This is a genomic window from Micromonospora tarapacensis (genome assembly GCF_019697375.1).
Taxonomy (GTDB): domain Bacteria; phylum Actinomycetota; class Actinomycetes; order Mycobacteriales; family Micromonosporaceae; genus Micromonospora; species Micromonospora tarapacensis.
The window spans coordinates 678285-701072 of record NZ_JAHCDI010000004.1; the positions used below are offsets into that span (position 1 = coordinate 678285).

Annotated in this window: 17 protein-coding genes and 2 pseudogenes; 5 read left to right on the top strand and 14 right to left on the bottom strand. The window is 72.2% G+C overall.

Annotated features, from left to right (window positions below; translation table 11 throughout):
- Positions 1–38: 38 nt before the first annotated feature.
- The 8 genes from KIF24_RS09125 to KIF24_RS09160 all read right to left on the bottom strand — a co-directional run bounded on the left by KIF24_RS09125 (position 39) and on the right by KIF24_RS09160 (position 9865).
- On the bottom strand, positions 39–1442 hold the full coding sequence (locus tag KIF24_RS09125; RefSeq protein WP_221083649.1) for a GH1 family beta-glucosidase: 1404 nt from the start codon (positions 1440–1442) through the stop codon (positions 39–41).
- Entirely contained in the window at positions 1439–3670 is a 2232-nt protein-coding gene (gene yicI / locus KIF24_RS09130; protein ID WP_221083650.1) for an alpha-xylosidase, read from the bottom strand. Before yicI ends, KIF24_RS09125 begins: the two co-directional genes overlap by 4 nt.
- The gene (locus tag KIF24_RS09135) at positions 3667–4542 is read right to left on the bottom strand and encodes a carbohydrate ABC transporter permease (protein WP_221083651.1); all 876 of its coding nucleotides are present in this window, start codon (positions 4540–4542) and stop codon (positions 3667–3669) included. Before KIF24_RS09135 ends, yicI begins: the two co-directional genes overlap by 4 nt.
- Positions 4542–5507 (bottom strand): carbohydrate ABC transporter permease, encoded by a 966-nt coding sequence (locus tag KIF24_RS09140; RefSeq protein WP_221083652.1) that lies wholly within the window; start codon positions 5505–5507, stop codon positions 4542–4544. Before KIF24_RS09140 ends, KIF24_RS09135 begins: the two co-directional genes overlap by 1 nt.
- A 59-nt stretch (positions 5508–5566) precedes the next feature.
- Complete coding sequence (locus KIF24_RS09145; RefSeq protein WP_331461047.1) at positions 5567–6838, bottom strand: ABC transporter substrate-binding protein; 1272 nt, start codon at positions 6836–6838, stop codon at positions 5567–5569.
- A gap of 61 nt (positions 6839–6899) precedes the next feature.
- Positions 6900–8012 carry a LacI family DNA-binding transcriptional regulator gene (locus KIF24_RS09150; protein WP_221083654.1) on the bottom strand — a complete coding sequence of 371 codons (1113 nt, stop codon included), beginning with the start codon at positions 8010–8012 and terminating at the stop codon, positions 6900–6902.
- A gap of 129 nt (positions 8013–8141) precedes the next feature.
- Positions 8142–9059, bottom strand: a complete 918-nt coding sequence (locus KIF24_RS09155; protein WP_221083655.1) for an amidohydrolase family protein — start codon at positions 9057–9059, stop codon at positions 8142–8144.
- Entirely contained in the window at positions 9056–9865 is an 810-nt protein-coding gene (locus KIF24_RS09160; RefSeq protein ID WP_221083656.1) for a metal-dependent hydrolase, read from the bottom strand. Before KIF24_RS09160 ends, KIF24_RS09155 begins: the two co-directional genes overlap by 4 nt.
- Before the next feature lie 247 nt (positions 9866–10112).
- On the opposite strand from KIF24_RS09160, the gene KIF24_RS09165 reads away from it, so the two are divergent.
- On the top strand, positions 10113–10676 hold the full coding sequence (locus tag KIF24_RS09165; protein WP_331461048.1) for a GNAT family N-acetyltransferase: 564 nt from the start codon (positions 10113–10115) through the stop codon (positions 10674–10676).
- Positions 10677–10713: 37 nt separating this feature from the next.
- Here KIF24_RS09165 and KIF24_RS09170 read toward each other — a convergent pair whose 3' ends face one another.
- The 4 genes and pseudogenes from KIF24_RS09170 to KIF24_RS09185 all read right to left on the bottom strand — a co-directional run bounded on the left by KIF24_RS09170 (position 10714) and on the right by KIF24_RS09185 (position 16051).
- Complete coding sequence (locus KIF24_RS09170) at positions 10714–11214, bottom strand: hypothetical protein (protein ID WP_221083658.1); 501 nt, start codon at positions 11212–11214, stop codon at positions 10714–10716.
- A gap of 165 nt (positions 11215–11379) precedes the next feature.
- Positions 11380–12480 carry a serine/threonine-protein kinase gene (locus KIF24_RS09175; protein ID WP_331461049.1) on the bottom strand — a complete coding sequence of 367 codons (1101 nt, stop codon included), beginning with the start codon at positions 12478–12480 and terminating at the stop codon, positions 11380–11382.
- A 167-nt stretch (positions 12481–12647) separates the two neighbouring features.
- Complete coding sequence (locus KIF24_RS09180; RefSeq protein ID WP_221083659.1) at positions 12648–13979, bottom strand: glycosyltransferase family 4 protein; 1332 nt, start codon at positions 13977–13979, stop codon at positions 12648–12650.
- A gap of 141 nt (positions 13980–14120) precedes the next feature.
- Positions 14121–16051 (bottom strand): annotated as a pseudogene (locus KIF24_RS09185) (amylo-alpha-1,6-glucosidase).
- 42 nt (positions 16052–16093) lie between these two features.
- Between KIF24_RS09185 and KIF24_RS09190 the strand changes: the two are divergent.
- The 4 genes and pseudogenes from KIF24_RS09190 to KIF24_RS09205 all read left to right on the top strand — a co-directional run bounded on the left by KIF24_RS09190 (position 16094) and on the right by KIF24_RS09205 (position 21746).
- Positions 16094–18789 (top strand): annotated as a pseudogene (locus tag KIF24_RS09190) (MGH1-like glycoside hydrolase domain-containing protein).
- A gap of 233 nt (positions 18790–19022) precedes the next feature.
- Positions 19023–19595, top strand: coding sequence for a TetR/AcrR family transcriptional regulator (locus KIF24_RS09195; protein WP_331461050.1), 573 nt, complete (start codon positions 19023–19025; stop codon positions 19593–19595).
- Between the two features lie 255 nt (positions 19596–19850).
- Positions 19851–20963, top strand: a complete 1113-nt coding sequence (locus tag KIF24_RS09200) for an acetyltransferase (protein ID WP_230415410.1) — start codon at positions 19851–19853, stop codon at positions 20961–20963.
- 108 nt (positions 20964–21071) lie between these two features.
- Complete coding sequence (locus tag KIF24_RS09205) at positions 21072–21746, top strand: HAD family hydrolase (RefSeq protein ID WP_221087261.1); 675 nt, start codon at positions 21072–21074, stop codon at positions 21744–21746.
- Positions 21747–22015: 269 nt separating this feature from the next.
- On the opposite strand, the gene KIF24_RS09210 is transcribed toward KIF24_RS09205, so the two are convergent.
- Positions 22016–22285, bottom strand: a complete 270-nt coding sequence (locus KIF24_RS09210; protein WP_221083661.1) for a hypothetical protein — start codon at positions 22283–22285, stop codon at positions 22016–22018.
- A 47-nt stretch (positions 22286–22332) separates the two neighbouring features.
- Entirely contained in the window at positions 22333–22764 is a 432-nt protein-coding gene (locus tag KIF24_RS09215; protein ID WP_221087262.1) for a RusA family crossover junction endodeoxyribonuclease, read from the bottom strand.
- Positions 22765–22788 lie beyond the last annotated feature (24 nt).

The following is a 22788-nucleotide window of genomic DNA, read 5'->3' on the forward strand; positions in this document are numbered from 1 at the left end:
CCACAACTCCATGATCGGCACGCCAGTGGGGGTGGGGGTTAGGGGTTAGGGAGGTGGTTGGTGGTGGTTAGGCGGCGATACCAGTGGGCGGAGTCTTTCCAGGTGCGTTGCTGGGTTTCGTAGTCGACGTGGATGATGCCGAAGCGGCGGTCGTAGCCGTAGGCCCACTCGAAGTTGTCCAACAGGGACCAGACGAAGTAGCCGCGTACGTCGGCGCCGGCGGCCATCGCCTCGGCCGTGGCGGCGATGTGCCGGCGTAGGTAGTCCACCCGGCGGTCGTCGTGGATCGCGCCGTCGGGGGATACCACGTCGTCGAAGGCGGCGCCGTTTTCGGTGATCATCAGCGGCAGGTCGGGGTGTTCCCGACGCAGGCGCAGCAGCAGCTCGGTCAGACCGGCCGGTTCGATGTTCCAGCCCATCGCCGTGTGTGGGCCGGGTTGGGGCAGGAAGTCGACCCGGTCCGCGCCGACCCACGCCGAGTGGGCCGAGCGGCCGTGGCCGTCCGCGCCCGACCGGGGCGACACCCCGTCCCAGGCGCGCACCAGCGTGGTCGAGTAGTAGTTCACGCCGAGCACGTCCAGCGGCACGGCGGCGGTCCGCTCGTCGCCGTCGCGGACGAACGACCAGTCGGTGACCCCGGCGGTGTCGGCGAGCAGGTCGGCCGGGTACGCCCCGTCGAGCATCGGGCCGAGGAACGCCCGGTTCGCCAGGGCGTCGATCCGGCGTACCGCGTCGGAGTCGGCCGGCGACTCCGACGCGGGCCGGATCACGTGCAGGTTCAGGGTGACCGATAGCTGCGCCGCCGGGGCCGCCTCCCGGATCACCCGGCCGGCCAGGCCGTGCGCCAGGTTCAGGTGGTGCACCGCCGCCAGCGCCGCGGCCGGCTCGGTCCGCCCCGGCGCGTGCACCCCGGAGGCGTAACCGAGATAGGCCGAGCACCACGGTTCGTTGAAGGTCGTCCAGGTGTGCACCCGGTCGCCGAGGGCCCCGACGATCGCGGCGGCGTAGTCGGCGAAGCGCAGCGCGGTGTCGCGCGCCGGCCAGCCGCCGGCATCCTCCAGCTCCTGCGGCAGGTCCCAGTGGTACAGCGTGGCGACCGGCTGGACGCCGCGCTCCAGCAGCCCGTCCACCAGCCGGGAGTAGAAGTCCACCCCGGCCCGGTTGACGGCCCCCGAACCGCCGGGCTGCACCCGGGGCCAGGAGATCGAGAACCGGTACGCGCCGAGCCCGAGCGCGGCCACCTGGTCGAGGTCACCGGCCCAGCGGTGGTAGTGGTCGGCCGCCACGTCGCCGGTGTCGCCGCCCAGGGTCCGGCCCGGGGTGTGGCTGTAGGTGTCCCAGATCGACGGTCCCCGGCCGTCCTCGGTGGCCGCGCCCTCGATCTGGTACGCCGCCGTGGCCGAGCCCCAGACAAAGCCCGGCGGAAACACGATCCCACTCACTTCGCCACCTCCGTGACCTCGCAGACGTACCCCGACGAGGCGCCCGACACCAGCGCGACGCCGGCCGTCCCGTCCTGGTAGGACACCTCGAACTCGGTTCCGGGCCCACCGTCGGGAGCCGGCACCCGGACCCGGGTCCGCTGACCTTGCACCGGCGCGAACAGCCGCAGCCGGACGTCGTCGGCCCAGGCGTAGTCGGGTCGGTCGGCGACCGCACCGAACGGGATGACCGCGCCGGGCCGGGCGAGGACGGGCACGCTGTCGAAGTCGTGCTTCTCGGTGACCCAGCCGGGGCCGGTGACCTGCGCCCCGCTGGTCAGGTGGGTCCAGGTGCCGGCGGGTACGTAGTAGGTCACCTGCCCGTCGGCGCTCATCACCGGGGCGACGAGCAGGTCCGGGCCGAGCATGTACTGCCGGTCGAGGTGGGCGGCGGTCGGGTCGTCCGGGAACTCCAGCACCATCGGCCGCATCACCGGCACCCCCGCACGGTGGGCCTCCTCGGCCGCCGCCGCCAAGTACGGCATCAGGCTCAGCTTGAGCCGGGTGAAGCGGCGCAGCACCTCCACCGCCTCGTCGTCGTACGCCCACGGCACCCGGTACGAACCGGAGCCGTGCAGCCGCGAGTGCGACGACAGCAGCCCGAAGGCGATCCAGCGCTTGAACACGGCCGGGTCGGGCGTGCCCTCGAAGCCGCCGATGTCGTGGCTCCAGTAGCCGAACCCCGAGGCGGCGAGCGACAGCCCGCCGCGCAGCGACTCGGCCATCGCCACGAAGGTGGACTCGCAGTCGCCGCCCCAGTGCACCGGGAACTGTTGCCCACCGGCGGTGGCCGAGCGGGCGAAGACGACCGCCTCGCCCTCCCCGCGCTCCGCCGCCAGCAGCTCGAAGACGGTCTTGTTGTAGAGGTACGCGTAGTAGTTGTGCATCCGCTGCGGGTCCGAGCCGTCGTGCCAGACCACGTCGGTCGGGATGCGCTCGCCGAAGTCGGTCTTGAAACAGTCGACGCCCATGTCCAGCAGCACCTTCAGCTTGCCGGCGAACCAGCGGACCGCATCCGGGTTGGTGAAGTCGACAAGGGCCATGCCGGCCTGCCACTTGTCCCACTGCCAGACCGAACCGTCCGGGTTGCGCACCAGGTAGCCGGCCTGCCGGCCCTCCTCGAACAGGTACGACCGCTGGGCGATGTACGGGTTGATCCAGACGCACACCTTGAGGCCGCGCTCGTGCAGCCGGCGCAGCATCCCCTCCGGGTCGGGGAAGGTCGCCGGATCCCAGACGAAGTCGACCCAGTGGAACTGGCGCATCCAGAAGCAGTCGAAGTGGAACACCGACAGCGGCAGGTCGCGTTCGGCCATCCCGTCGATGAACTCGGTGACCGTCTTCTCGTCGTACGAGGTGGTGAACGAGGTGGACAGCCACAGCCCGTACGACCAGGCCGGGACGCGGGCCGGTCGCCCGGTCAGCGCGGTGTAGCGGCGCAGCACGTCCTTCGGGGTGGGGCCGTCGATCAGGTGGTAGGTCAGCGACTGGCCCGGCACGCTGAACTGGGTCTGCGACACGACCTCCGAACCCACCTCGAACGACACGTGCTCCGGGTGGTCGACGAAGACCCCGTAACCGGCGCTGCTGAGATAGAAGGGCACGTTCTTGTACGCCTGCTCGCTGGCCGTGCCGCCGTCGGCGTTCCAGATGTCGACGGTCTGACCGTTCTTGACGTACGCGCCGAAGCGTTCGCCCAGCCCGTAGATCGTCTCGCCGACGCCGAGCGCCAGCCGTTCGTGGACGAACTTGTTGCCCTCGCCGTCGGTGACCGCGCCGATGCTGCGCTCGGTGGACGAGGTGACCAGCCGGTCGCCGCGCAGGAAGTCGACCCGCCACGGGCCGGTCAGCGCGACCCGGACGGTCAACTCGCCGGTGGTCAACCGGGCGCTGAGCCCGGTGACCTCCACCTGGACCGGGTGCTGCGTGCTCTCGCTCAGCGTGAAGCGCGGCTGTCTGGGCAGCCCACCGGTGTGGTGGCCGATGGTGACCCCGACCACGCCGGGGGCGGGGGAGAAGAACCGTACGGTGATCACCGGCCGGTTGAGCGTGTCGCCACGTCCGGTGATCCGCCCGGTGGGTGCGAAGACGGTGAAGGCCCGCTCGTCCGGCTCCACCGACTCCACCGTGCCGGGGCGCAGCACGCTGACCCCGGGACGCAGTTGCCAGTATCCGTCGGTGAACTTCACTTGTCGGCTCCTGCCGTGATGCCGCGCGAGAGGGTGCGCTGGAAGATGAGGAAGAACAGGATCGCCGGAAGGAGGCTGATCAGCGCCCCGGCGTTGGTCGTGGGGGCGTCCATCAGCCGGTCGCCCTGCAAGGAGGCGAGCGCGACCGGGACGGTCTGGGTCTGGTTGTCGATGAGCATGACCAGCGGGATGAGGAACTCGTTCCAGGTCCAGATGAAGAAGAAGACCAGCAGCACGGAGATGGTGGGTCGCACGTTGGGCAGCACCACCCGCCACAGGATCCGCCACCGGCCGGCCCCGTCGAGCGCGGCTGCCTCCAGCAGGGTGCGGGGGAAGGTGCCGAGCACCGAGGCGAGCAGGTAGGTGCCGAAGGCGGCCTGGATGACGGTGAAGATGATGATCACCGCAAGGCGGGTGTTGTAGAGCCCGGCCTCCTTGGCGAAGTGGTAGAGCGGGTAGATCAGCGCCTCCTGCGGCAGCATGTTGGCCAGCAGGAAGAGGCCGATGATCCAGAGCCGGCCGCGGATCCGGCCGATGCCGAGGGCGTACGCGCTGAGCAGTGACACGACGACCGCGAGGACCGCCACCGAGCCGGAGATGAGGATCGAGTTCCACAGCTTGACCGGGAAGTCGACCTGCTCCCAGTAGGTGCGCAGGCCGGTGGTGTAGAACTCGCCCGGCCAGCTCATCGGGCCGTTGGTCGAGTAGTCGCCGGGCGACTTGAAGGCGTTGAGCAGCATGAACGCGAACGGCACCAGCATGGCCAGCGCCGCGGCGCCGACCAGCAGGAGCACGATCCACCGGCCGGCGCCCCGGTGTCGCCGGTCGGCCGGGCGTCGGCCGGGCCGGGGCGGGGTGAGGGTGATCGCCATCAGAGCACTCCGTCCCGTCGCTCGGCACGGTTCTGTGCCCGGATGAACAGCACCGCCACCACGACGATGATCAGGGTCAGCACCATCGAGATCGCCGAGCCGTAGCCGACCTGTAGCCGCTTGAAGAAGGTGTAGTAGGCGAAGTAGGACGGCACGTTCGTGGCGTTCTCGGGGCCGCCCCGGGTCAGCGCGAAGATCGGGCCGAAGACCTTCATCGCCGCGATGGTGCAGGTGAGTCCGACCACGAACGTCTCCGGCCGGATCTGCGGCAGGGTGATCGCCCGGAACCGCCGGAACCAGCCGGCCCCGTCGATCTCCGCGGCCTCGTAGAGTTCCGGGTTCACCCGTTCCAGCGCCGCCATGAAGACCACCACCGGGTAGCCGAGCTGCACCCAGATCATCACGGCCATCACGGCGGGCAGCGCGGTGTTCGGGTCGCCGAGCCAGTCGTGCCCCAGCGCGCCGAGTCCGACCGCGTCGAGCAGCCCGTTGAGTGCGCCGTCGGGCCGCAGGATCCAGCCCCAGACGATGCCGGCGACCACGACCGGGAGCACCTGCGGCAGGTAGAACGCGGCCCGCAGCGCGGCGGCGGTGCGCGGCCGGAACCGGCGGCCGATGGTGTCGAAGAGCGCCGCGGCGAGCACCAGCCCGAGCAGGGTGGGCAGCACCACCATCGCGATGATCATCGCGACGGTGTTCTTGAACGAGGTCCAGAAGACGTCGTCGGTCAGCAGCTCGCGGTAGTTGTCCAGCCCGATGAAGGTCGGGTCGCCGACGCCGGACCACTTGGTGAGCGAGAGGTAGCCGGTGTAGAGCAGCGGACCGCCGATGACGAGCAGGAAGAGCACCGCGCCGGGCAGCAGGTAGAGCCAGTAGCCGGCGTCGGAGCGCGACCGGCGTCGCCGGCCCGCCGACGTCTTCGCTGCGGTCGTCGCCGGGGCGACGACCCTGTCGAGGGATGCCATGAGGTGTCCTTCCGGGGTGGGGCAGGCGCGCGAGACGCCGCGCCTGCCCCGGGCCGCCGTCAGCCGCGCTTGATCTCCGCGACGCCGTCCTGGTAGGGCTCGGCGATCGCGTCGAGGACCTCGTCGGGCGACCGGGACTGGTTGATCAGGCCCTGGAAGCCGGAGACCAGCACGTCGTAGTAGCCCGGGACCGGCCAGTCCGGGTAGAACGCCAGGCCGTCCTGGGAGCTGACCGTGTTGAAGTCCTCGATCAGCTTGCGGTCCTTCGGGTCGTTGATCGCCGCCGGGTCACCGGCCACCGGCACGCCACCGTTGTTGCCGATCAGCGCCTGGATCTCCGGCCGCATGGTGATGTCGATGAAGTCGTACGCCAGGCTCTTGGCCTTGCTCGTCTCCGGGACCACCCACAGGTTGCCCGAGGAGCCGGCGTGCAGGGTGTTGCCGGGGAAGAGGAAGGTGTCCCAGTCGAAGGAGATCTCACTCTTGAAACGACCGAACCACCAGCTGCCGGAGACGATCATCGGTGTCTTGCCGGAGATGAAGCCGGTCCCCATGTCCTCGGCCTTCAGGCTGGCGGAGTCCTTGGCGATGTAGCCCTTGTCCACCCACTGGGCGAAGGTCTCGGCGCCGTACCTGAGCGGGTCGGCGGAGAAGTCGACCGGGTTGGCGTAGATCTGGTAGTCGTCGACGAAGGCCCGGTCGGCCCGGGAGAGGGCCAGCTGGTAGAAGAGCTGGCCGGCGGGGTACTCGGCGCCGGACATGCCGAGCGGCGTGACGCCCTTGGCGACGAAGGTGTCCATCGCGGCGGTCATCTCGGCAAGCGTGGTCGGGACGCTGACGCCGTGCTCGGCGAACAACTCCTTGTTGTAGTAGACCATCACGTACTCGCCGTAGTTGGGCACGCCGTACCAGTTGCCCGAGCCCATCACGCCGTTGTCGTAGCGGGCCGTGGTCTGGAGGCTGGGGCTGAGCGCGGTGTCCCAGCCGCGCTTGGTCGCCTCCTCGGTGAGGTCGGTGAGCAGGCCCTGCGAGGAGAGCAGCCCGGCGGTGGCGTTGCCCTTGTTGTACTCCATCACGTCCGGGCCCTCGGACGAGTTGATGATCATGCCGGCGTTCTGCTGGATCTGCTCGAATGCCTTGCGCTCGAAGCGCACCTCGACCCCGGCGTGCTCGTCCTTGAATATCTCGATCGCCCGGTCCCAGGCGAGGCCCATGGCGCTGTTGGCGCTTTCGTAGTGCCAGAGCTTGAGGACGTTGGCGTCGCCGTCGCCACCGTCGTCGCCGCAGGCGGCCAGATTCGTCGCCGCGAGCGCCGCCACTGCGGCGGCCACGGCTACTCTACGGAATCGTCGCATTGCTAGTCTCCCTGGTGAGTATCGAGCCGGTACTCCTTCAGGCCCGCCGTCGCGTGGCAGCGCGGCGGCGGGCTGCTTGCGTGCTGGGGGTCGGCTGTTCGCCGACGACCCCGGAGGGTGTTGCGATGCCGGCCGGCGTGCGCGGCGGGCCGCTGGACCCGCGGATCTCCAGCACGCACGGCAGCAGTTCCTGGTGGATCTCCCCACCAGCGCCCTCGATGTGGCGCAGCATCGTCTCGACCGCGATCCGGCCCAGCGCCGAGCCGGGCGAGGTCATCGCGGTCAGCGCCGGCGTGGCCAACTCGGCCACCTGGGGTGAGGTGACCATCGAGACGACGGAGACGTCGCCGGGAACGGTCAGCCCCCGGGTGGTCAGCTCGCCGAGCAACCCGAAGACGGCGTTCTCGTTCATCGCCAGCACCGCGGTCAGGTCGGGGGCCTGCCGCAGCGCGGCGGCCAGCGCCGACCGGCCACTGGCCGCGCTGTCCTGCGCGGGGATCATCAGCGGTGCCAGGCCGTACTCGCTCATCGCGGCGGCGAACGCGTCCCGGGTGCGCAGCGCCGGGCCGTAGCCCTCGGCGATGGTGTCGGCCGAGTGGTTGACGTAGACGATCCGCCGGTGGCCGAGGCCGACCAGGTGGTCGACGGCGTCGCGGACGGTCCGGTCGAAGTCGATGTCGACGTACGACAGGCCGGTGGTGTCGGCGGTGCGGCCGATCAGCACCGTCGGGACGCCGGTCTCGCGCAGCACGCCCACCCGGGGGTCGTCCAGCTGGACCTCCATCAGCAGCGCGCCGTCGAGCATCCGCTGGCTGGCCAGCCGGCGCAGCTCGTCGAGGTCGCCCACGCCGATCGGGGCGAGCACCAGGTGGTAACCGGCGGACCCGGCGGCGGACGCCGCACCGGTGACGAAGGCGGTCTCCGTGGCGCCGATGCCCCGCTCGTCCATGGGCAGCAGCAGCCCGAGGATCCGGCTGCGCCGGCTGGCCAGCCCGCGCGCCATGGCGTTCGGCTGGTAGTCGAGCTGGGCCATGGCGGCGAGGACCCGGTCCCGGGTGGCCCGGGAGATCGGCCGGGTGCCGGTGAGCACGTACGACACGGTGCTGACCGAGACCTGGGCGAGGCGCGCGACGTCCTGCATGGTGGCCATCGGGCACCTCCTCGCTGTCCGTCCCGCCCGGGTTGTCGAAGCGCTTCGACTAAGCGGTTCGACGACCGTAGGACACGTGTTACGGCCACGTCAATAGCCAGTGACGAAGTGACGTCGAACTGCGGGTGGTCAGCTCGCGGTGAGACCGAACAGGTCGGCGGCGGTCTGCCAGCAGACCGCACGCAACCAGTCGTCGCCGAGATCGAGCCGGCCCAGACCGGCCAGCTGATCCGCGTACGGGTACGGGATGTTCGGGAAGTCACTGCCCAGCAGCACCCCGCCGGCCAGCCCCAGGTCCCGCAGCCGGGGCAACTCGTCGGCCGGGAACGGCACGATCCGATCGAAGAACGGGGTGAACACCATGGTGGTGTCCAGTCGTACCCGTTCGTACCGTTCGGCGAGATCCAGGAAGGCCGGGTAGTCCGGCGCGCCCAGGTGGGCGACGATCGCGGGCAGCCGGGGGTGCCGGGCCAGCAGCGCGGCGAACGGGTCCGGCCCGGTGTGTGCGGTGCCGACCGGTGCGTGCCCGGCGTGCACCACCACCGGCACGCCGGCCTCGGCGAGCAGGCCCCATGCCTGCTCCAGCGCCGGATCGGTCGGGGCGAAGCCACCCACCTGAAGGTGCACCTTGAACACCCGGGCGCCGCGGCCGATCGCCTCGGCCACGTAGCGCGGCGCCTCCGGCTCGGCGAAGAAGGTGGCCGAGGGCAGGCAACCGGGGGTGGCGCGGGCGAAGTCCAGCGTCCAGGCGTTCAGTTGCTCGGCCATGCCGGGCCGGTGGGCGTACGCGAGCGCGCCGAACGCCCGGACGCCGAGCCGGCGCAGGTGTGCGACCCGGTCCTCGTCGCTCCACCGGTACCGGATCGGCCATTCCAGCCCCACCAACGGCCCGGCCGAGTCGAAGTACTCCCACACCCGACGGCGCAGCCTCGGCGGCAGGAAGTGGACGTGCACGTCGGCCAGCCCGGGCAGGCCCAGCCCCTGCCAGAACCGTGGCACGGCGTCGTCGGCCGCCACGGTCGCCGGGTCGACCGCCTCGACGCTCATATGTCGAGGTTGAATTTCTGCAGCACGGAGGGAGCGACCAGCCCGATCGCGGCAAGCACCGACACGACGGTCAGCGCGGTGCGAACGAAGACGATCTCGGTCCGGCCACCGGCCCGCAGCGCGATCCGGTCGGGCAGGCTGATCGGCGTCCACATCCGGCGTTTGATCGGAATCGGCCAGAGGATCGGTACGCCGGCCCGCGTGATCATGTCGCCGATGATGTGCACGAAGGAGCCCACCCCGACCGCCAGACCGATCATCGGGTAGCCGCGGTCGCCGGGCAGGTTGGCGGCGGTGAAGACGGCCGCACCGGCCGAGACCAGGGTGACGATGAGCCAGCCGGCGCGCTCGGCCCACTCGTCGAACAGCCCGCGCAGGGCCAGGCCGATCATGAAGAACAGGACGCCGATGACCGCCCACTTGCCGTACGCGGCGCAGAGCGTGGTGGTTCCCCAGCCGACCAGCGCGGTGAACGGGATCGTGTGGGTCAGCGTGCGGTGACCGTTGCTGCGTTTCGGATCGCGGCTCAGCTTGGTGGCGTAGTAGACGCCCAGCGACACCTTCTCCACCACCTCGGCGATGAACAGCGAGAAGACGCCGAAGGTGCGGGCCACGGTCGCGCCGCCCTGGTTGCGGGTCACCTTGCCGGACAGGTCGAGGTCGGGCAGCAGCGCCCCGCCCGCGCAGACCGCCGTGCCGACGGCCAACGCCAACGGCGACTGCTCGTAGTCGTAGAACTGCTGTAGCGCCCACGACCCGCTCAGCCATACCGCCGCGCCGGACAGCGCGTGCGACGGTCCCATCATCTCGGCTCGCCCTCCCCAGGGATCTTGAGCGCCAAAACTACGCCACTGTAGTTCGTTGCGACGCCGCAGGGGGATCACCCGGACAGTCCACATGAGACGATTCTGGGGCGCGGTCCGCGCGCCGGGCCGATCACCAGGAAGTATGGCAGCGCACGGCCGCCGCAGCTTGCCCTGTGTCGGCCATGGGACGCCGCCGCCCCGCGGCAGGGTCGCGCTCACCGGCCGGCCCCGCGTAAGGTCTCCCGCTGTGCAAGCCGTCGCTGTCAGCGTCGCGGCCCCCGCCGACCGCACGCGGGTGGTCAGCTCCCTGGTTGCCGCGTTCGCCCAGGACCCCGCGCTGCGGTACTTCTTCCCGGACGAGGATTCCCACCCCCGGTTCGCCGCCGCCTTCTTCGGGCACCTGTTCGACAAGAGAGTCCAGCTGCGGGCCATCTGGACGATCGAGCGAGGCGCCTCGACCGCCATCTGGCAACCCCCCGTGGCCGCCGACCCGCCCTCGGACCACGACCTCGACGTCCACCTGCCCGCCGACGCGCTCGCCCGCGTCCGCGCCTACGACCGGGCGGTGCACGCCGCCCTACCGACCTCGGCGTTCTGGTACCTCGGGGTGCTGGGCACCCACCCGGACCACGCCGGACGCGGCTGGGCTCACGCCGTCATGAACACCGGGCTGCGCCGGGCCGCCGCCGACGGCCTGCCCGCCGTGCTGGAGACCACCAACCCGGCCAACGTCGAGTTCTACCGCCGCGCCGGCTGGGAGGTCGTGCGCACCCTGACCGAGCCCCTGCCCATCTGGGTGATGCGACAGTAGGCGACACCGCACTGGCGGCGCGCCGCCAGGCGGCGCCTCAGCGGGCCGGCCGGAAGCTGTCCCGCACCGTGACCAGCTGAGCCGCCGCGGCCGGCCAGTCCCGCTCGTGGGTGATCCAGCCCAGCGTCCAGGACCGGCCGCGTGCCGGCCCGCCCGACACGATCTGCACGGCGCGCAGCCGCTCGCCGTGCGGCGTCAGCCAACCGAACTCCCACTCGGTGGCCTTGCCGACCCGGCCGAGGCGGAACTCCCGGTAGGACGGCAGGGTGCCGGCGGTCAGTTGCCGGTCCCGTACCGCTTCGAGCCCGGTGACCGGCTCGGCCGCGTCGGTGCCGGCGGCGACGCTCAGCGCCCGACCGGTGGCCGGGTCCTGGAAGCAGGCCACGTCGTTGTCGCGGGAGTACCGCCAACCGGTGGGCACCGCCACCCGGAACCCGGCGTCGTCGGCATGCCATGCCCAGCCGGCCGGTGGCCGGAAGCGTTCGCCCGCGGCGGCCGGCACCCCGGCGACCGGGGTGCCGTCGACCCACGGGCGCACACAGGGCAGCGGCGGGGACGAAACCGCCGGGCGGTGGGCCCGGCGGGCGTCTCCCGTCGGCCGGACCGGGCCCGCCGGCTCCCGGGGCGTCCGCGTCGTACGGCGTGCCGGGTGGGACGCTCTCCGCCGCCTGGCGCGGCTGGTCCCCGCCGGTGCCGACCACGGTCAGTGCGGTGCCGATGCCGGCCGCCACCGCCACCAGCACGGCCACCGCGGCCAGCGCCCAGGGCCTGGCCACGGCGACGAGACCGCGTTCCGGGCGCGGCCCGCCCGGGGGTTCCGGGTGCTGCCCGTCCTGTGGTGCGGGGCTGGCCGGTCCGCCGACCCGGACTGCTCGCCGCCCCGGCTCGGCGCCGCCGCAGGGCCGCCGGTCGTCGCAGGGCCGCCGGTCGTCGCTGCCGGCCGGTCGCCGGTGACCGTCGCGGGGTCGGCGTCGTCGCCGGTGGGCCGAGATCCGGACCGGTCCGGCCCGGCGGCAGCCAGCAGGCGCCGGCGGGTCTCGGTGTGGTCGGTGCGGTGCGTGGGGTCCCGGCGCAGCAGCCCGGCCAGCACCGCCGACAGCGCACCGGCGTGCGGCGCCGGGTCCGGCGGCGCGGAGGCCAGCGCGCTGAGCGTGGCCATCGCGGTGCTGCGGGCGTACGGTGCGCGGCCCTCGACGGCGGCGTGCAGGGTCGCGCCCAGCGACCACAGATCGGCCGGCCCGCTGGACATCCCCTCGGCGGCGCGTTCCGGTGCCACGTACTGCGGTGAGCCCAGAATGGTGCCGGGGCCGGTCATGATCTGGTCACCGCCGTCGAAGACGGCCAGCCCGAAGTCGGTCAGCAGCACCCGGCCGTCGTGGGCGACGAGCACGTTCGCCGGCTTCACGTCGCGGTGCAGCACCCCGGCGTCGTGCGCCGCCCGCAGGGCGTCCAGCAGGGCCAGGCCGATGCGGGCGGCGTGCTGCGGTGGAAGGGGGCCGTCGCTGTCGAGGACGTCCTGGAGGGTGCGGGAGGGCACGTACTCCATCACGATCCACGGTGTGTCGGCGTCGGAGACCACGTCGTAGACGCGGACCACGTTGGGATGACTGAGCCGGGCGGCCGTGCGCGCCTCGCGCAGCGTGCGGGCGACCAGTTGGTCCAGCTCGTCACCGCCGAGCGAGGCCGGCAGCACCACCTGCTTGACCGCCACCTGGCGGTGCAGCAGCTCGTCCTCGGCCCGCCAGACCGTACCCATCCCGCCGCGCCCGACCAGCCCGAGCAGCCGGTACCGGCCGGCGATCACCGCTCGCACGTTTCCCCCATCCGCCGCCGTCCGGCGTACACCTTAGCCAGCAGATCGGGGATCACCTATCCGATGAACCCGTTTCGGCCGCCCTTTCGGCCGGATACCGCGCCCGGAGAGGGACGCGGTGTGCCAGCGCCAGACGGTTCGGCCTGCGGTGGGGTGGGTCAGCAGGCGGCGCCACCGACCGGGAGGAGGTTGCCGTCGGGGATCGTGATCGGCTGTCGGGGCAGCGGTATCCCGGCGAGGCCGCGCCGCACCTGCGGCGAACCGTGTTCACGGCGGGCGGCCGTGTACGTCTCGGCGGTGCGGGCGGCGATGGCGGCCCAGCCGTACCGCTGGCCGACCATGCTGCGTGCCTGCCGGGCCACCCGGCGGGCGAAGACCTCGTCGCCGAGGAGCTGCCCGACGGCACCGGCCAGGGCCGGCGGGTCGCTGTGCGGGAAGGTGACGCCGGTGACGCCCGACTCGACGATCTCGGCCAGCCCGCCGGTCCGGGCCACGGCCAGCGGCGCCCCGGCCGCCGCGGCCTCCAGGGCCACCATGCCGAAGGGCTCGTAGAGACTTGGCACGACGGTCGCGTCGGTGGCGCCGAGCACCGCCGGCAGTTGGGTGTTGTCGAGGAACCCGGCGAAGCGTACGGTCCCGCCGATCCCGAGCCGGTGGATCCGGTCCTCCAACTCGCCCCGGTAGGGGCCGTCACCGGCGATCAGCACCCGCAACCCGGGATGCCGCTGGCGCAGTTGCGGCACCGCGTCGACCAGGTGCTGCACGCCCTTCTCGTAGACCAGCCGGCCGGCGTAGCCGATCAGCGGGCCGTCGGCGGCGAACCGGGCACGGGCCGAGGCGACGGCCCGCGGCCGGGCCCGCCAGGCCCGGTCGTCGACGCCGTTGGGCACCACGTCGATGCGGCTCCCGGGCGTCTCGAACAGCGTCGTCACCTGCTCGCGCATGTAGCCGGAGCAGGCGATGAGGCGGGTGGAGGCGTTGCTGAGCCAGTGTTCGACGCCGTGGATGGTGCGGTTCATCTCCTCGGGCAGCCAGCCCTGGTGCCGGCCGGCCTCGGTGGCGTGGATCGTGGTCACCAGCGGCCGGCGCAGGTGTTCGGCCAGGGTGATGGCGGTGTGTGCGACGAGCCAGTCGTGGGCGTGGATGACGTCGTAGTCGCCGGTGGCGGCGGCGCGCAGGGCGGCCCGGGTGAGGGTGTGGTTGAACGCCATCGTCCAGGCCAGCAGGGAGCCGGTGGCCAGGGGGAAGGTGACCGGGTCGGCGGCGGCGCGGACGACGTGGACGCCGTCGACGTACTCCTCCAGCGGGGCGCCGTCGGCGTGCCGGGTGACGACGGTGACCTCGTGCCCGGCGGCGGCCAGGGCGAGCGAGAGGGCGTGCACGTGCCGGCCGAGACCGCCGACGAGGACGGGCGGGTACTCCCAGGACAGCATCAGCACCCGCTGCGAACGTGCGGGGTTGATGTCGATCACGTCGGCGTTCGGTGACATGCGCGCCCCCTTTGAGTTGTCTCCGCACGCGCGGCAGCCGGCCCCCCGGTGGGCGGCGATCGCGTCACGGCTGGATCGGAACCAATCCTGCTGGCAGCTGGATAACCAGCGGAGACGTACCCGTTGCGGGGGTGTAAAGCGCTACCGGCGGGCGCGCAGCAGCTCCGCCACCGACCATGCCTGGAACGGGCAGCCGGTGGCGATGTGCGGGGCGGCACCGTCGGCGGTCTCGCTGACCGAACCCAGGCCGTACTCGGTCAGGTGTGCCTCCAGACCGGTGAACAGCGCGTCGACCGGCAGGCCCGCCCGTCGGCCGGCATCGGCGTACGGGCCGATCAGCCACGGCCAGACGGTGCCCTGGTGGTAGGCGGTGTCCCGCTCGGCCGGCCCGCCCCGGTGCCGGCCGAGGAAGCCGGGGCAGTCGGGGAGAGGCTGCGCGGGCCGAGCGGGGTGAGCAACCCGGCACCGACGTGGCCCACCGCCCGCGGATCCGGCTCCAGCGGTGCGAACGGCAGCGACCAGGCCAGCAGCTGGTTGGGGCGCAGCAGGTCGTCGTCGTGGTACGCGGCACCACCGAGCGGGTACGCGGGCGCGGGCGCGTCGACCACGTCGTGCAGCCAGCCGGCCGAGGTGGGGAAGCGCCCCCGGAACGCCGTGACCGCCCGCTCGTGCAGCCGGTGCAGCCCGTCGGCGTCCTGCCCGGCCAGCTCGGCCAGCTCGGCGACCCCGGCCACCCCGTTGATCCACAGTGCGTTGACCTCGACCGGCTTGCCGTGCCGTGGCGTGACGGGCACCCCGTACACCCGGGCGTCCATCCAGGTCAGGGCGGCGCCGGGCGCGCCCTGGGTGAGCAGACCGTCGATCGGGTCGACGGCGATGCCGTAGCGGGTGCCGGCCAGGTGGGCGTCGACCACCGCGCGCAGCGCCGGCAGCAGCTCGTCGCCGAGGTCGGTGTCGCCGGTGACGGTGACGTGCCGGCTGACCGCGTGCAGGAACCACAGCGTGCCGTCGACGGTGTTGTACTCGACCCGGCCGGTGTCGGCGGTGTTGGCCAGCATCCCCTCCGACAGCGTCGCCGCGTAGGAACGCAGCAGCTCGCGGCCGAGGGGGGCCCGGCCGGTCCGCAGGAACAGCCCCTCGTAGGAGATCATCGTGTCCCGCGACCAGGCGCCGAACCACGGGTAGCCGGCGACCACCTCGACCGCGGCGTCGTTGGTGCGCACGACGAACGCGTCGGCGGCCAGCGCGAGGGTGGCCTCGACGTCGTCGGCGGGCTTGGCCGCCGCCACCACCTCACGGTTGCGCCGCCGGGCCAGCTCGACCACCTCGGTGGCCGGTGGTGGTGCGGGAGCGGGATCCGCCCAGGCCAGCACCGAGACGGTGTCGCCGGGGCGGTGCATGGTGTCGCGGAACTGGCCCGCATACCACAGGTCCTCCTCCGGGTGCAGGCCGCGGGCCGCCTCCTCGCGGTGGTACACACCTCGCCACCAGTGGCCCTGCGGCGTCCAGCCGGGCCCGGACAGCCGGTACGCGCCCTCGATCACCGCGCCGCCGTCGACCGGGTCCATCCGCAGCGGCGGTCCGTCGCCGCGGCGCTCGCCGTGCGCGTCGCGCCAGGTGCAGGCGGCGGCCAACTCCAGCTCGACCGGGCCGCCGCTGAGCAGCCGGTGCACCACCGCCACGCACGATCGTCCGTACAGCATGGCCAGCTCCCGCTCGATGACCACGTCGCCGATGCGCCACCGCCAGCGCGGCAGCCCGTCGGTCAGGTCGAAACGCTCCAGCAGTTCGAAGCCGCGCGGGTCGACGTCGCCGGAGGCCCACTCGTGCACGCCGAGGCGCACCCGGGCGCCGGAGGGCAGCAGCACCGCCGGATCGAGGCTGCCCAGTCCCACCTTGCGGGACGCCGGGGTTTCTCCCGGAACCACCAGCAGCCCGTGGTACCGGCGGGTGCGCAGCCCGCCGACGGTGCCCATGGCATACCCGCCGAGGCCGTCGGGCACCAGCCACTCGCGGCTGGCGGCGCTGGTCAGCTCGCCGCAGACCTGCGAACCGAAGCGAATCTCGATCAACTTTCCTCCACCGGCGGCGAGGTGTAACACGACACGACGACAATGGCCGCTGTGGTGAAGTACCCCGGCGGCGTCGAAGATGGTCAGATGATCACTGACGGTTCGCCCTCCGCCCCCGACGCCGAGCGAATCCGGCTCGCCCAGGCCGATGCGGGGGAGCAGGACTGGCGGGCATGGGGTCCCTATCTGTCCGAGCGGGCGTGGGGGACGGTACGCGAGGATTACAGCGAGCACGGTACGGCGTGGGACTACTTCCCCCACGACCACGCGCGGTCCCGAGCCTACCGGTGGTCCGAGGACGGCATGGCGGGCGTGTGTGACGACCGGCAGACCTTCTGTTTCGCCCTCGCGTTGTGGAACGGGCGCGATCCGATCATCAAGGAGCGGATGTTCGGTCTCGGCGGCGACGGCGGCAACCACGGTGAGGACGCCAAGGAGTACTGGTGGTACGAGGACTCCACGCCCACCCACTCCTGGATGCGGTGGCGCTACCACTACCCGCAGGCCGCCTTCCCGTACGACGAACTGGTCGCGGTCAACGGGCTGCGCGGCCGGGACGACACCGAGTACGAGCTGGTCGACACCGGCATCTTCGACGACGACCGCTACTGGGCGGTGACCGTCGACTACGCCAAGTCCGGCCCGACCGACCTGTGCATCGTGGTGACCGTGGCCAACCGCGGCGAGGAGGCCGAGCGGCTGCACGTGCTGCCGCACCTGTGGTTCCGCAACACCTGGGCGTGGAACCTGCCCGGCGGCGACCGGGTGCCCCGCATCGTCGGCGAGGGGCGCCGGCTGGTCGGCGAGCACTGGGTGCTGGGGCAGCTCCTGCTCGAAGGCGACGGCGACCCGACGCCGCTGCTGTGTGACAACGACACCAACGGCGAGCGGCTGTGGGGGTTGCCGAACCGTACGCCGTACCCGAAGGACGGCATCAACGACCACGTGGTGGGTGGGGCGGCGACGGTCAACCCGGCCCGGGAGGGCACCAAGGGTGCCCTGCACTACGTGCTGGACGTGCCGCCCGGTGGCGAGCGGCGGATCCGGCTGCGGCTGACCCGGACCGCCCCGCCGCCCGGCGACGGCGACCCGCCCCGGCGGACCTGGGCGACGGCTTCGACGCCGCCGTGTGGGCGCGGCGCGCCGAGGCGAACCGGTTCTTCGACGGGGTCATCCCGGAGAAGACCAGCGCCGACGAGGCGTTGATCGCCCGGCAGGCCATCGCCGGGCTGATGTGGGGCAAGCAGTTCTACCACTTCGACGTCAAGCGGTGGCTGGAGGGCGATCCGGGTTCGACGCCGCCGGCCGGGCGCCGGCACGGCCGCAACAGCGCCTGGTGGCACATGACCAGCTTCGACGTGATCTCCATGCCGGATCCGTGGGAGTACCCGTGGTACGCGGCGTGGGACCTGGCCTTCCACTGCGTGAGCATCGCCCGGGTCGACCCCGGTTTCGCCAAGGAGCAACTCCTGCTCCTGCTGCGCGAGTGGTACCTGCACCCCAACGGGCAGATTCCCGCGTACGAGTGGGCGTTCGGCGACGTCAACCCGCCGGTGCACGCCTGGGCGGCGTTGAAGGTGTTCGAGATCGACGGCAGTCGGGACCACGACTTCCTGGCCCGGATGATGCACAAGCTGCTGATGAACTTCACCTGGTGGGTCAACCGCAAGGACACCGGCGGCAACAACGTCTTCGAGGGCGGGTTCCTCGGGCTGGACAACGTCGGGCCGTTCGACCGGTCGGCGGCGCTGCCGGTGGCCGGGGTGCTGGAGCAGTCCGACGGCACCGGCTGGATGGCGATGTACGCGCTCAACCTGCTGGACATCGCCATCGTGCTGGCCGAGCACGACCGGACCTGGGTGGACACCGCGACCAAGTTCTTCGAACACTTCGCCTACATCGCCGCGGCGGCGTACTCGCAGGGGTTGTGGGACGACGAGGATGCCTTCTTCTACGACGTGCTGCGGCTGTCCGACGGCACGAAGGTGCCGCTGAAGGTGCGTTCGGTGGTGGGGCTGCTGCCGCTGGCGGCGGTGACCCGGCTGACCGCGCGAACCCTGCACCGGCTGCCCGAACTGGGCGCGCGGCTGCGCTGGTTCCTGACCAACCGCCCCGAGTACGCCTCGGTCATCGGTGGGCGGCGGCTCGGCCCGGACGGGCGTCAGCAGCGACTGCTGTCGATGTGTGGCCCGGAGCAGGTGGTCCGGCTGCTGGCCCGGATGCTGGACACCGACGAGTTCCTCTCCGAGTACGGTCTGCGCACGCTGTCCCGCGCCCACCTGGACAAGCCGTTCGCGGTGACGTTGGGCGGGCAGGAGTTCTGCGTCGGCTACGAGCCCGCCGAGTCGACAAGCGGCCTGTTCGGCGGCAACTCCAACTGGCGCGGCCCGATCTGGATGCCGACGAACTTCCTGCTGATCAGTGCGCTGCGGGACTACGCGGCGTTCTTCGGCGACGACCTCCAGGTGGAGTACCCGACCCGGTCCGGGGTGAAGAAGACCCTCGACGAGATCGCCGACGACCTCTCCGCCCGGCTGATCGCGCTGTTCACCCGGGACGGTTGGGGCCGCCGCCCCATCTACGGCGCGGCGCAACTGTTCCAGACCCACCCCGACTGGCGGGACCTGATCGCCTTCCCCGAATACTTCCACGGCGACAACGGTGCCGGCCTCGGCGCCTGGCACCAGACCGGCTGGACCGCCCTGGTAGCCGACCTGATCCTCACCCTCCGCCGCTAACCCCCACCCCCACCCCCACCCCACCCACCCACCCCACCCACCCGCCCAGCCGCCCAGCCGCGTCGATCATGAAGTTAGCGGGGTTGAGGAGATCAAAAAGTACCGCTAACTTCATGATCAACCTCGGTCGGGCCCGGTCTGGGTGGGGTGGGGGTGGGCGTTCTCGGGGCGGTGGAGAGTCGTCATTCCGTCGGAGTCATCTGCCGGGAGGTGCCGCGGGTAGGGTCGGCAGAGTGTCCGGAGTCGAGCACGGAGACGCAGCGCCGGGCGGCGATGCGATCGTCACCACCGCCTGGCAGCTGGCCGAGGCGGAGGGGTGGGCGGCGGTGACCACCCGACGGCTGGCCGAACGCGCCGATGTCGACCTCGGCGCGCTCTACGAACGCTTCGCCGACCGGGACGCGGTGGTGGTCGCGGTCGCGGTGCGGGGCTTCGCCGACCTGGCCGCCGCGCTGGCCGGCGCACGTGGCGCGGCCGGCCGGCCCGCCCAGGTGTGGCCTGCGGTGATGGGCGCCTACCTGGACTTCGCGTACGCCAACCCGGAGGTGTACGACGCGATGTTCGCGCACACCCCGGAGTTGACCCTCGGCGCCGAGCAGGTGCCCGAGACGGTCGCGGCGACCTTCGGCGAACTGCGCGCGGCGCTGGACCCGCTGGCCGCCGGGCGCGACGCCGACACCCTGGCCGAGCTGGGCTGGAGCCTGCTGCACGGGATGGTGATGCTCACCCGGGGCGGCCGGCTGCGCCCCGAGGCGCAGGAACAACGAGACCAACTACTCGGCGCGCACCTCTTCGACCCCCGCTGACCCAGCCTTGTCGATCTTGCAGTCCTGGTCGTGCCGTCGCCCGCCCCTGCGTTCCTTGCCGTGGCCAGGACTGTCTGATCGCGGGGGTGGCCGGTGGCGGGTAACGGTGTTGCGCGGGGTGCGGGTGTGGCGTAGTTTTCGGGCACGCCGTCGAGCCGGAAGGAGGTCAGAACAATGTCCGATGTTCTGCGCCCCCTCCGCGTTCCGGCGTCCACGCGGATCTGACCCGGGCGCCGCCTTCCCGGAGGATCAACCATGGCCGAACTGGTCATCCGCCCGCTCGTTGCGGGCGAGGAGGAACTGTTCGACTCGATGCCCGACCCGCTGCCGCAACTGCGCCAGGTCGGTTACGCCGACGGGATAGCCGGTGGCGGCTACCGACCCGAGCACACCTGGATAGCGCTACGCGCCGGCCGGGTCGTCGGCCGGGCCGCCTGGCTCCTGCCGCCCGGTTCCGTCGGGGAGCCGTGGCTGGAACGCTTCGACCTGGACCCGATGCCCGGGGTCGATCCCGTGGCGGGGAACGGTGCCATGCCGGCGGCAGCCGCCGTGTCGGGAGTCGGTGCCGTGTCGGGGGTCGGTGCCGCTGCTGAGGTGGGTGCGGCGTTGCTGCGCGCCGGCCACGAGGCGCTCGGCGGTCCGAAGATCTACTACGCGGCGTTGCCGGCGTACTGGCGCCGGCAACCGCCGGTGCGGGCCGTGGCCCAGGCACCGATGGCGGCGGCCCGGCTCGCCGGCCTGGTCGAGCGGGGGGAGCGGCTGAGGTTCAGCTGGACGGGTGGACCCCTGCCGACCGTGTCCGGCCGGTTCTCCTTCCGGCCGGCCGCCGACCGAACGGAGATCAACGCTTTGGTGGCCCGCGTCGCCGAGCCCGACGTGCTGACCGGTGCGGAGACGGCGCGGCAGGTGTCCGGTGTGGACCTGGCCCGGGATCCGCTGGCCTGGCTGACCGGCCCGGCCGGGAACTGGCGCGTGGCGCTGGACGGCGGCGAACCGGTCGGGGTGGCGGCGACGGCGGGTGACGCCTGCTATCCGATGATCGCCTACCTCGGCCTGCTCGACGTGCCGGCCCGGGACGGCGCCGCCCGGGACAGCGCGGCCGGGAACAGCGCGGCCCGGGGCAGCACTGCCGGGGACAGCATTGCCGGGGGCGGGGTTGCCCAGGGCGCGGCGGTCCGGTCCGGCGGCGCGGTGCTGGCCGGCGCGGTGCGCGGCGAGCTGCTGGCCGACGCGGTTGCGACGCTGGCCGGGGGCGGAGCGTACGAGGTGGTCGCGGACACGGACGCGCGCCGCGTGGCGGTGGTGGCGGAACTGGAACGGACCGGCTTTCGGCGGATCCGCTCCAGGGTGGTCTTCGCGCCGGCCTGAGCGGGCCGATCCAGGATCGGCCGTCGGTTATCCGGTCGCCCGCCGTGCGGGTGGTCGCCTACAGTCCGCGAGGTGACGAAGGACGGGGTGCTGATCGGGTCGGGTCGGGTGCTGGTCTTCGACGCCGACGACACGCTCTGGGAGAACAATGTCGTCTTCGAACGGGTGATCGACGACTTCCTGGAGTGGCTGGCGCATCCGACCCTCGACCGGAGGCAGCTGCGGGGTGTCCTCGACGACATTGAACGGGCCAACGCGGTCACCCACGGCTACGGCAGCAAGGTGTTCCTGCGCAGCCTGCGGGAGTGCCTGGAACGGCTGCGCCAGCGGCCGGCCACCGCGGCGGAGCGCCGCGAGATCGACGAGCTGGCGGTGGCGTTGGTGACCCACCAGGTCGAGCTGATGCCGGGGGTGGCCGACGCCCTGGACAAGTTGGCCGGCCGGCACGAGCTGCTGCTGCTGACCAAGGGCGAGCGCGAGGAGCAGCAGCGCAAGCTGGACGCCTGCGGGCTGCTGCACCACTTCGTGGCCGCGCACATCGTGCCGGAGAAGACCGTCGAAACCTACCGTCGGCTGGCACGCGAGCATGCCGTCGACCCGGCCCGGGTCTGGATGATCGGTAACTCGCCGCGCTCGGACATCCTGCCCGCCCGGGCGGCCGGCTGGAACGCGGTGTTCATCCCCAACGCCAACACCTGGGTGCTGGAGCACGACGAGCTGGATCCGGCGGACGCCGGCGTGCTGCACCTGAGCGCCTTCCCGGATCTGCTGCGCCACTTCTGAGCTGCGCCGTGGACTGCGCGGTCGGCGGATGTGCGGTCGGCGGATGTGCGGTGGGCGGATGTGCGGTGGGCGGTTGCGGGGTGGGCGGTTGCGGGGTGGGCGGTTGCGCGGTGGACGGATGCGCGGTGGGCGGATGCGCGGTGGACGGGTACCCGGACCGGCGCCCGGCGGCCGGCATGCCGTGCCGGTGCGCCCCCGGCTCGCTGCCCGCGTTCGGCGAGGTCGGGGCGGGACCTGTGGGCCCGCCCCGACCTGGGTCGAGCCGAGCGTCAGGTGCTCTCGCCGCGCACGATGGCGACCGCCACCCGGCAGAACTCGTCCATGTCGGGTTCGAAGCCGGCCGCGATGTCGGGATGCAGTCCGGCCCGGGTCTCGTCGAGCAGCCGCTGGCAGACCTGCTCCACCGGCTCACCGGCGTAGCCGTCCCGCACCCGGTCGGCGGCCGCCTGAAGGGCGGAGGTCAGCTGGTCCTCCAGCGGCCGGCGCAGTTTCTCCTGCACCGGGTCGCGGGGATCCAGCGTGACATGTGGCTCCGACATCGGCGCTCCCTTCGTCGGCGGCTGCGGTACCCCACCGCGGCCGTCGGTCAAACCCCGTCCGGTACGGCCGCGACGCGTACCAGGTACGAGAATTCCTCGGCCGGCTCCTCGGCATAGGACAGCCGGCGGATCTGCCGGTCGTCGTCGTAGAGGGCGACGTCGACCAGCACGCCGAGGTGGGTCAGGCCGATGCTGGAAACCCGCTTCTTGTCCTGGAGCACCGCACACACCCCGCCCAGCAGGGTGCTGGCGTCGGAGGTGCGGTGCCCGGGCGGGCAGCGCAGGGTCAGGTCGATCTCGACCGGGCCGGACAGCGGGGTCCAGCCGGTCTGCTGCGCGGCTGCACAGGCGGCCTGTAGCAGGGCGCGTACCCTCGTCGCCTGCCGGTGCCCGGCGGCGAAGATGGACAGCGCCTCGGTCTTGATCGGTGGCAGGCCGCTCACCTCGAACGTCAGGGTGAGAGCGCGGGTGTCCTGCACCACGGCGGCACCTCCTCGTTGGGG

What these genes read in the sequence shown, in the direction of transcription:
- KIF24_RS09140 (WP_221083652.1), bottom strand. Translation starts at nt 5,507, where the DNA reads ATGGCATCCCTCGACAGGGTCGTCGCCCCGGCGACGACCGCAGCGAAG.
- KIF24_RS09200 (WP_230415410.1), top strand. Translation starts at nt 19,851, where the DNA reads ATGGCCGAACTGGTCATCCGCCCGCTCGTTGCGGGCGAGGAGGAACTG.
- KIF24_RS09150 (WP_221083654.1), bottom strand. Translation starts at nt 8,012, where the DNA reads ATGGCCACCATGCAGGACGTCGCGCGCCTCGCCCAGGTCTCGGTCAGC.
- KIF24_RS09135 (WP_221083651.1), bottom strand. Translation starts at nt 4,542, where the DNA reads ATGGCGATCACCCTCACCCCGCCCCGGCCCGGCCGACGCCCGGCCGAC.
- KIF24_RS09210 (WP_221083661.1), bottom strand. Translation starts at nt 22,285, where the DNA reads ATGTCGGAGCCACATGTCACGCTGGATCCCCGCGACCCGGTGCAGGAG.
- KIF24_RS09155 (WP_221083655.1), bottom strand. Translation starts at nt 9,059, where the DNA reads ATGAGCGTCGAGGCGGTCGACCCGGCGACCGTGGCGGCCGACGACGCC.
- KIF24_RS09180 (WP_221083659.1), bottom strand. Translation starts at nt 13,979, where the DNA reads ATGTCACCGAACGCCGACGTGATCGACATCAACCCCGCACGTTCGCAG.
- KIF24_RS09160 (WP_221083656.1), bottom strand. Translation starts at nt 9,865, where the DNA reads ATGATGGGACCGTCGCACGCGCTGTCCGGCGCGGCGGTATGGCTGAGC.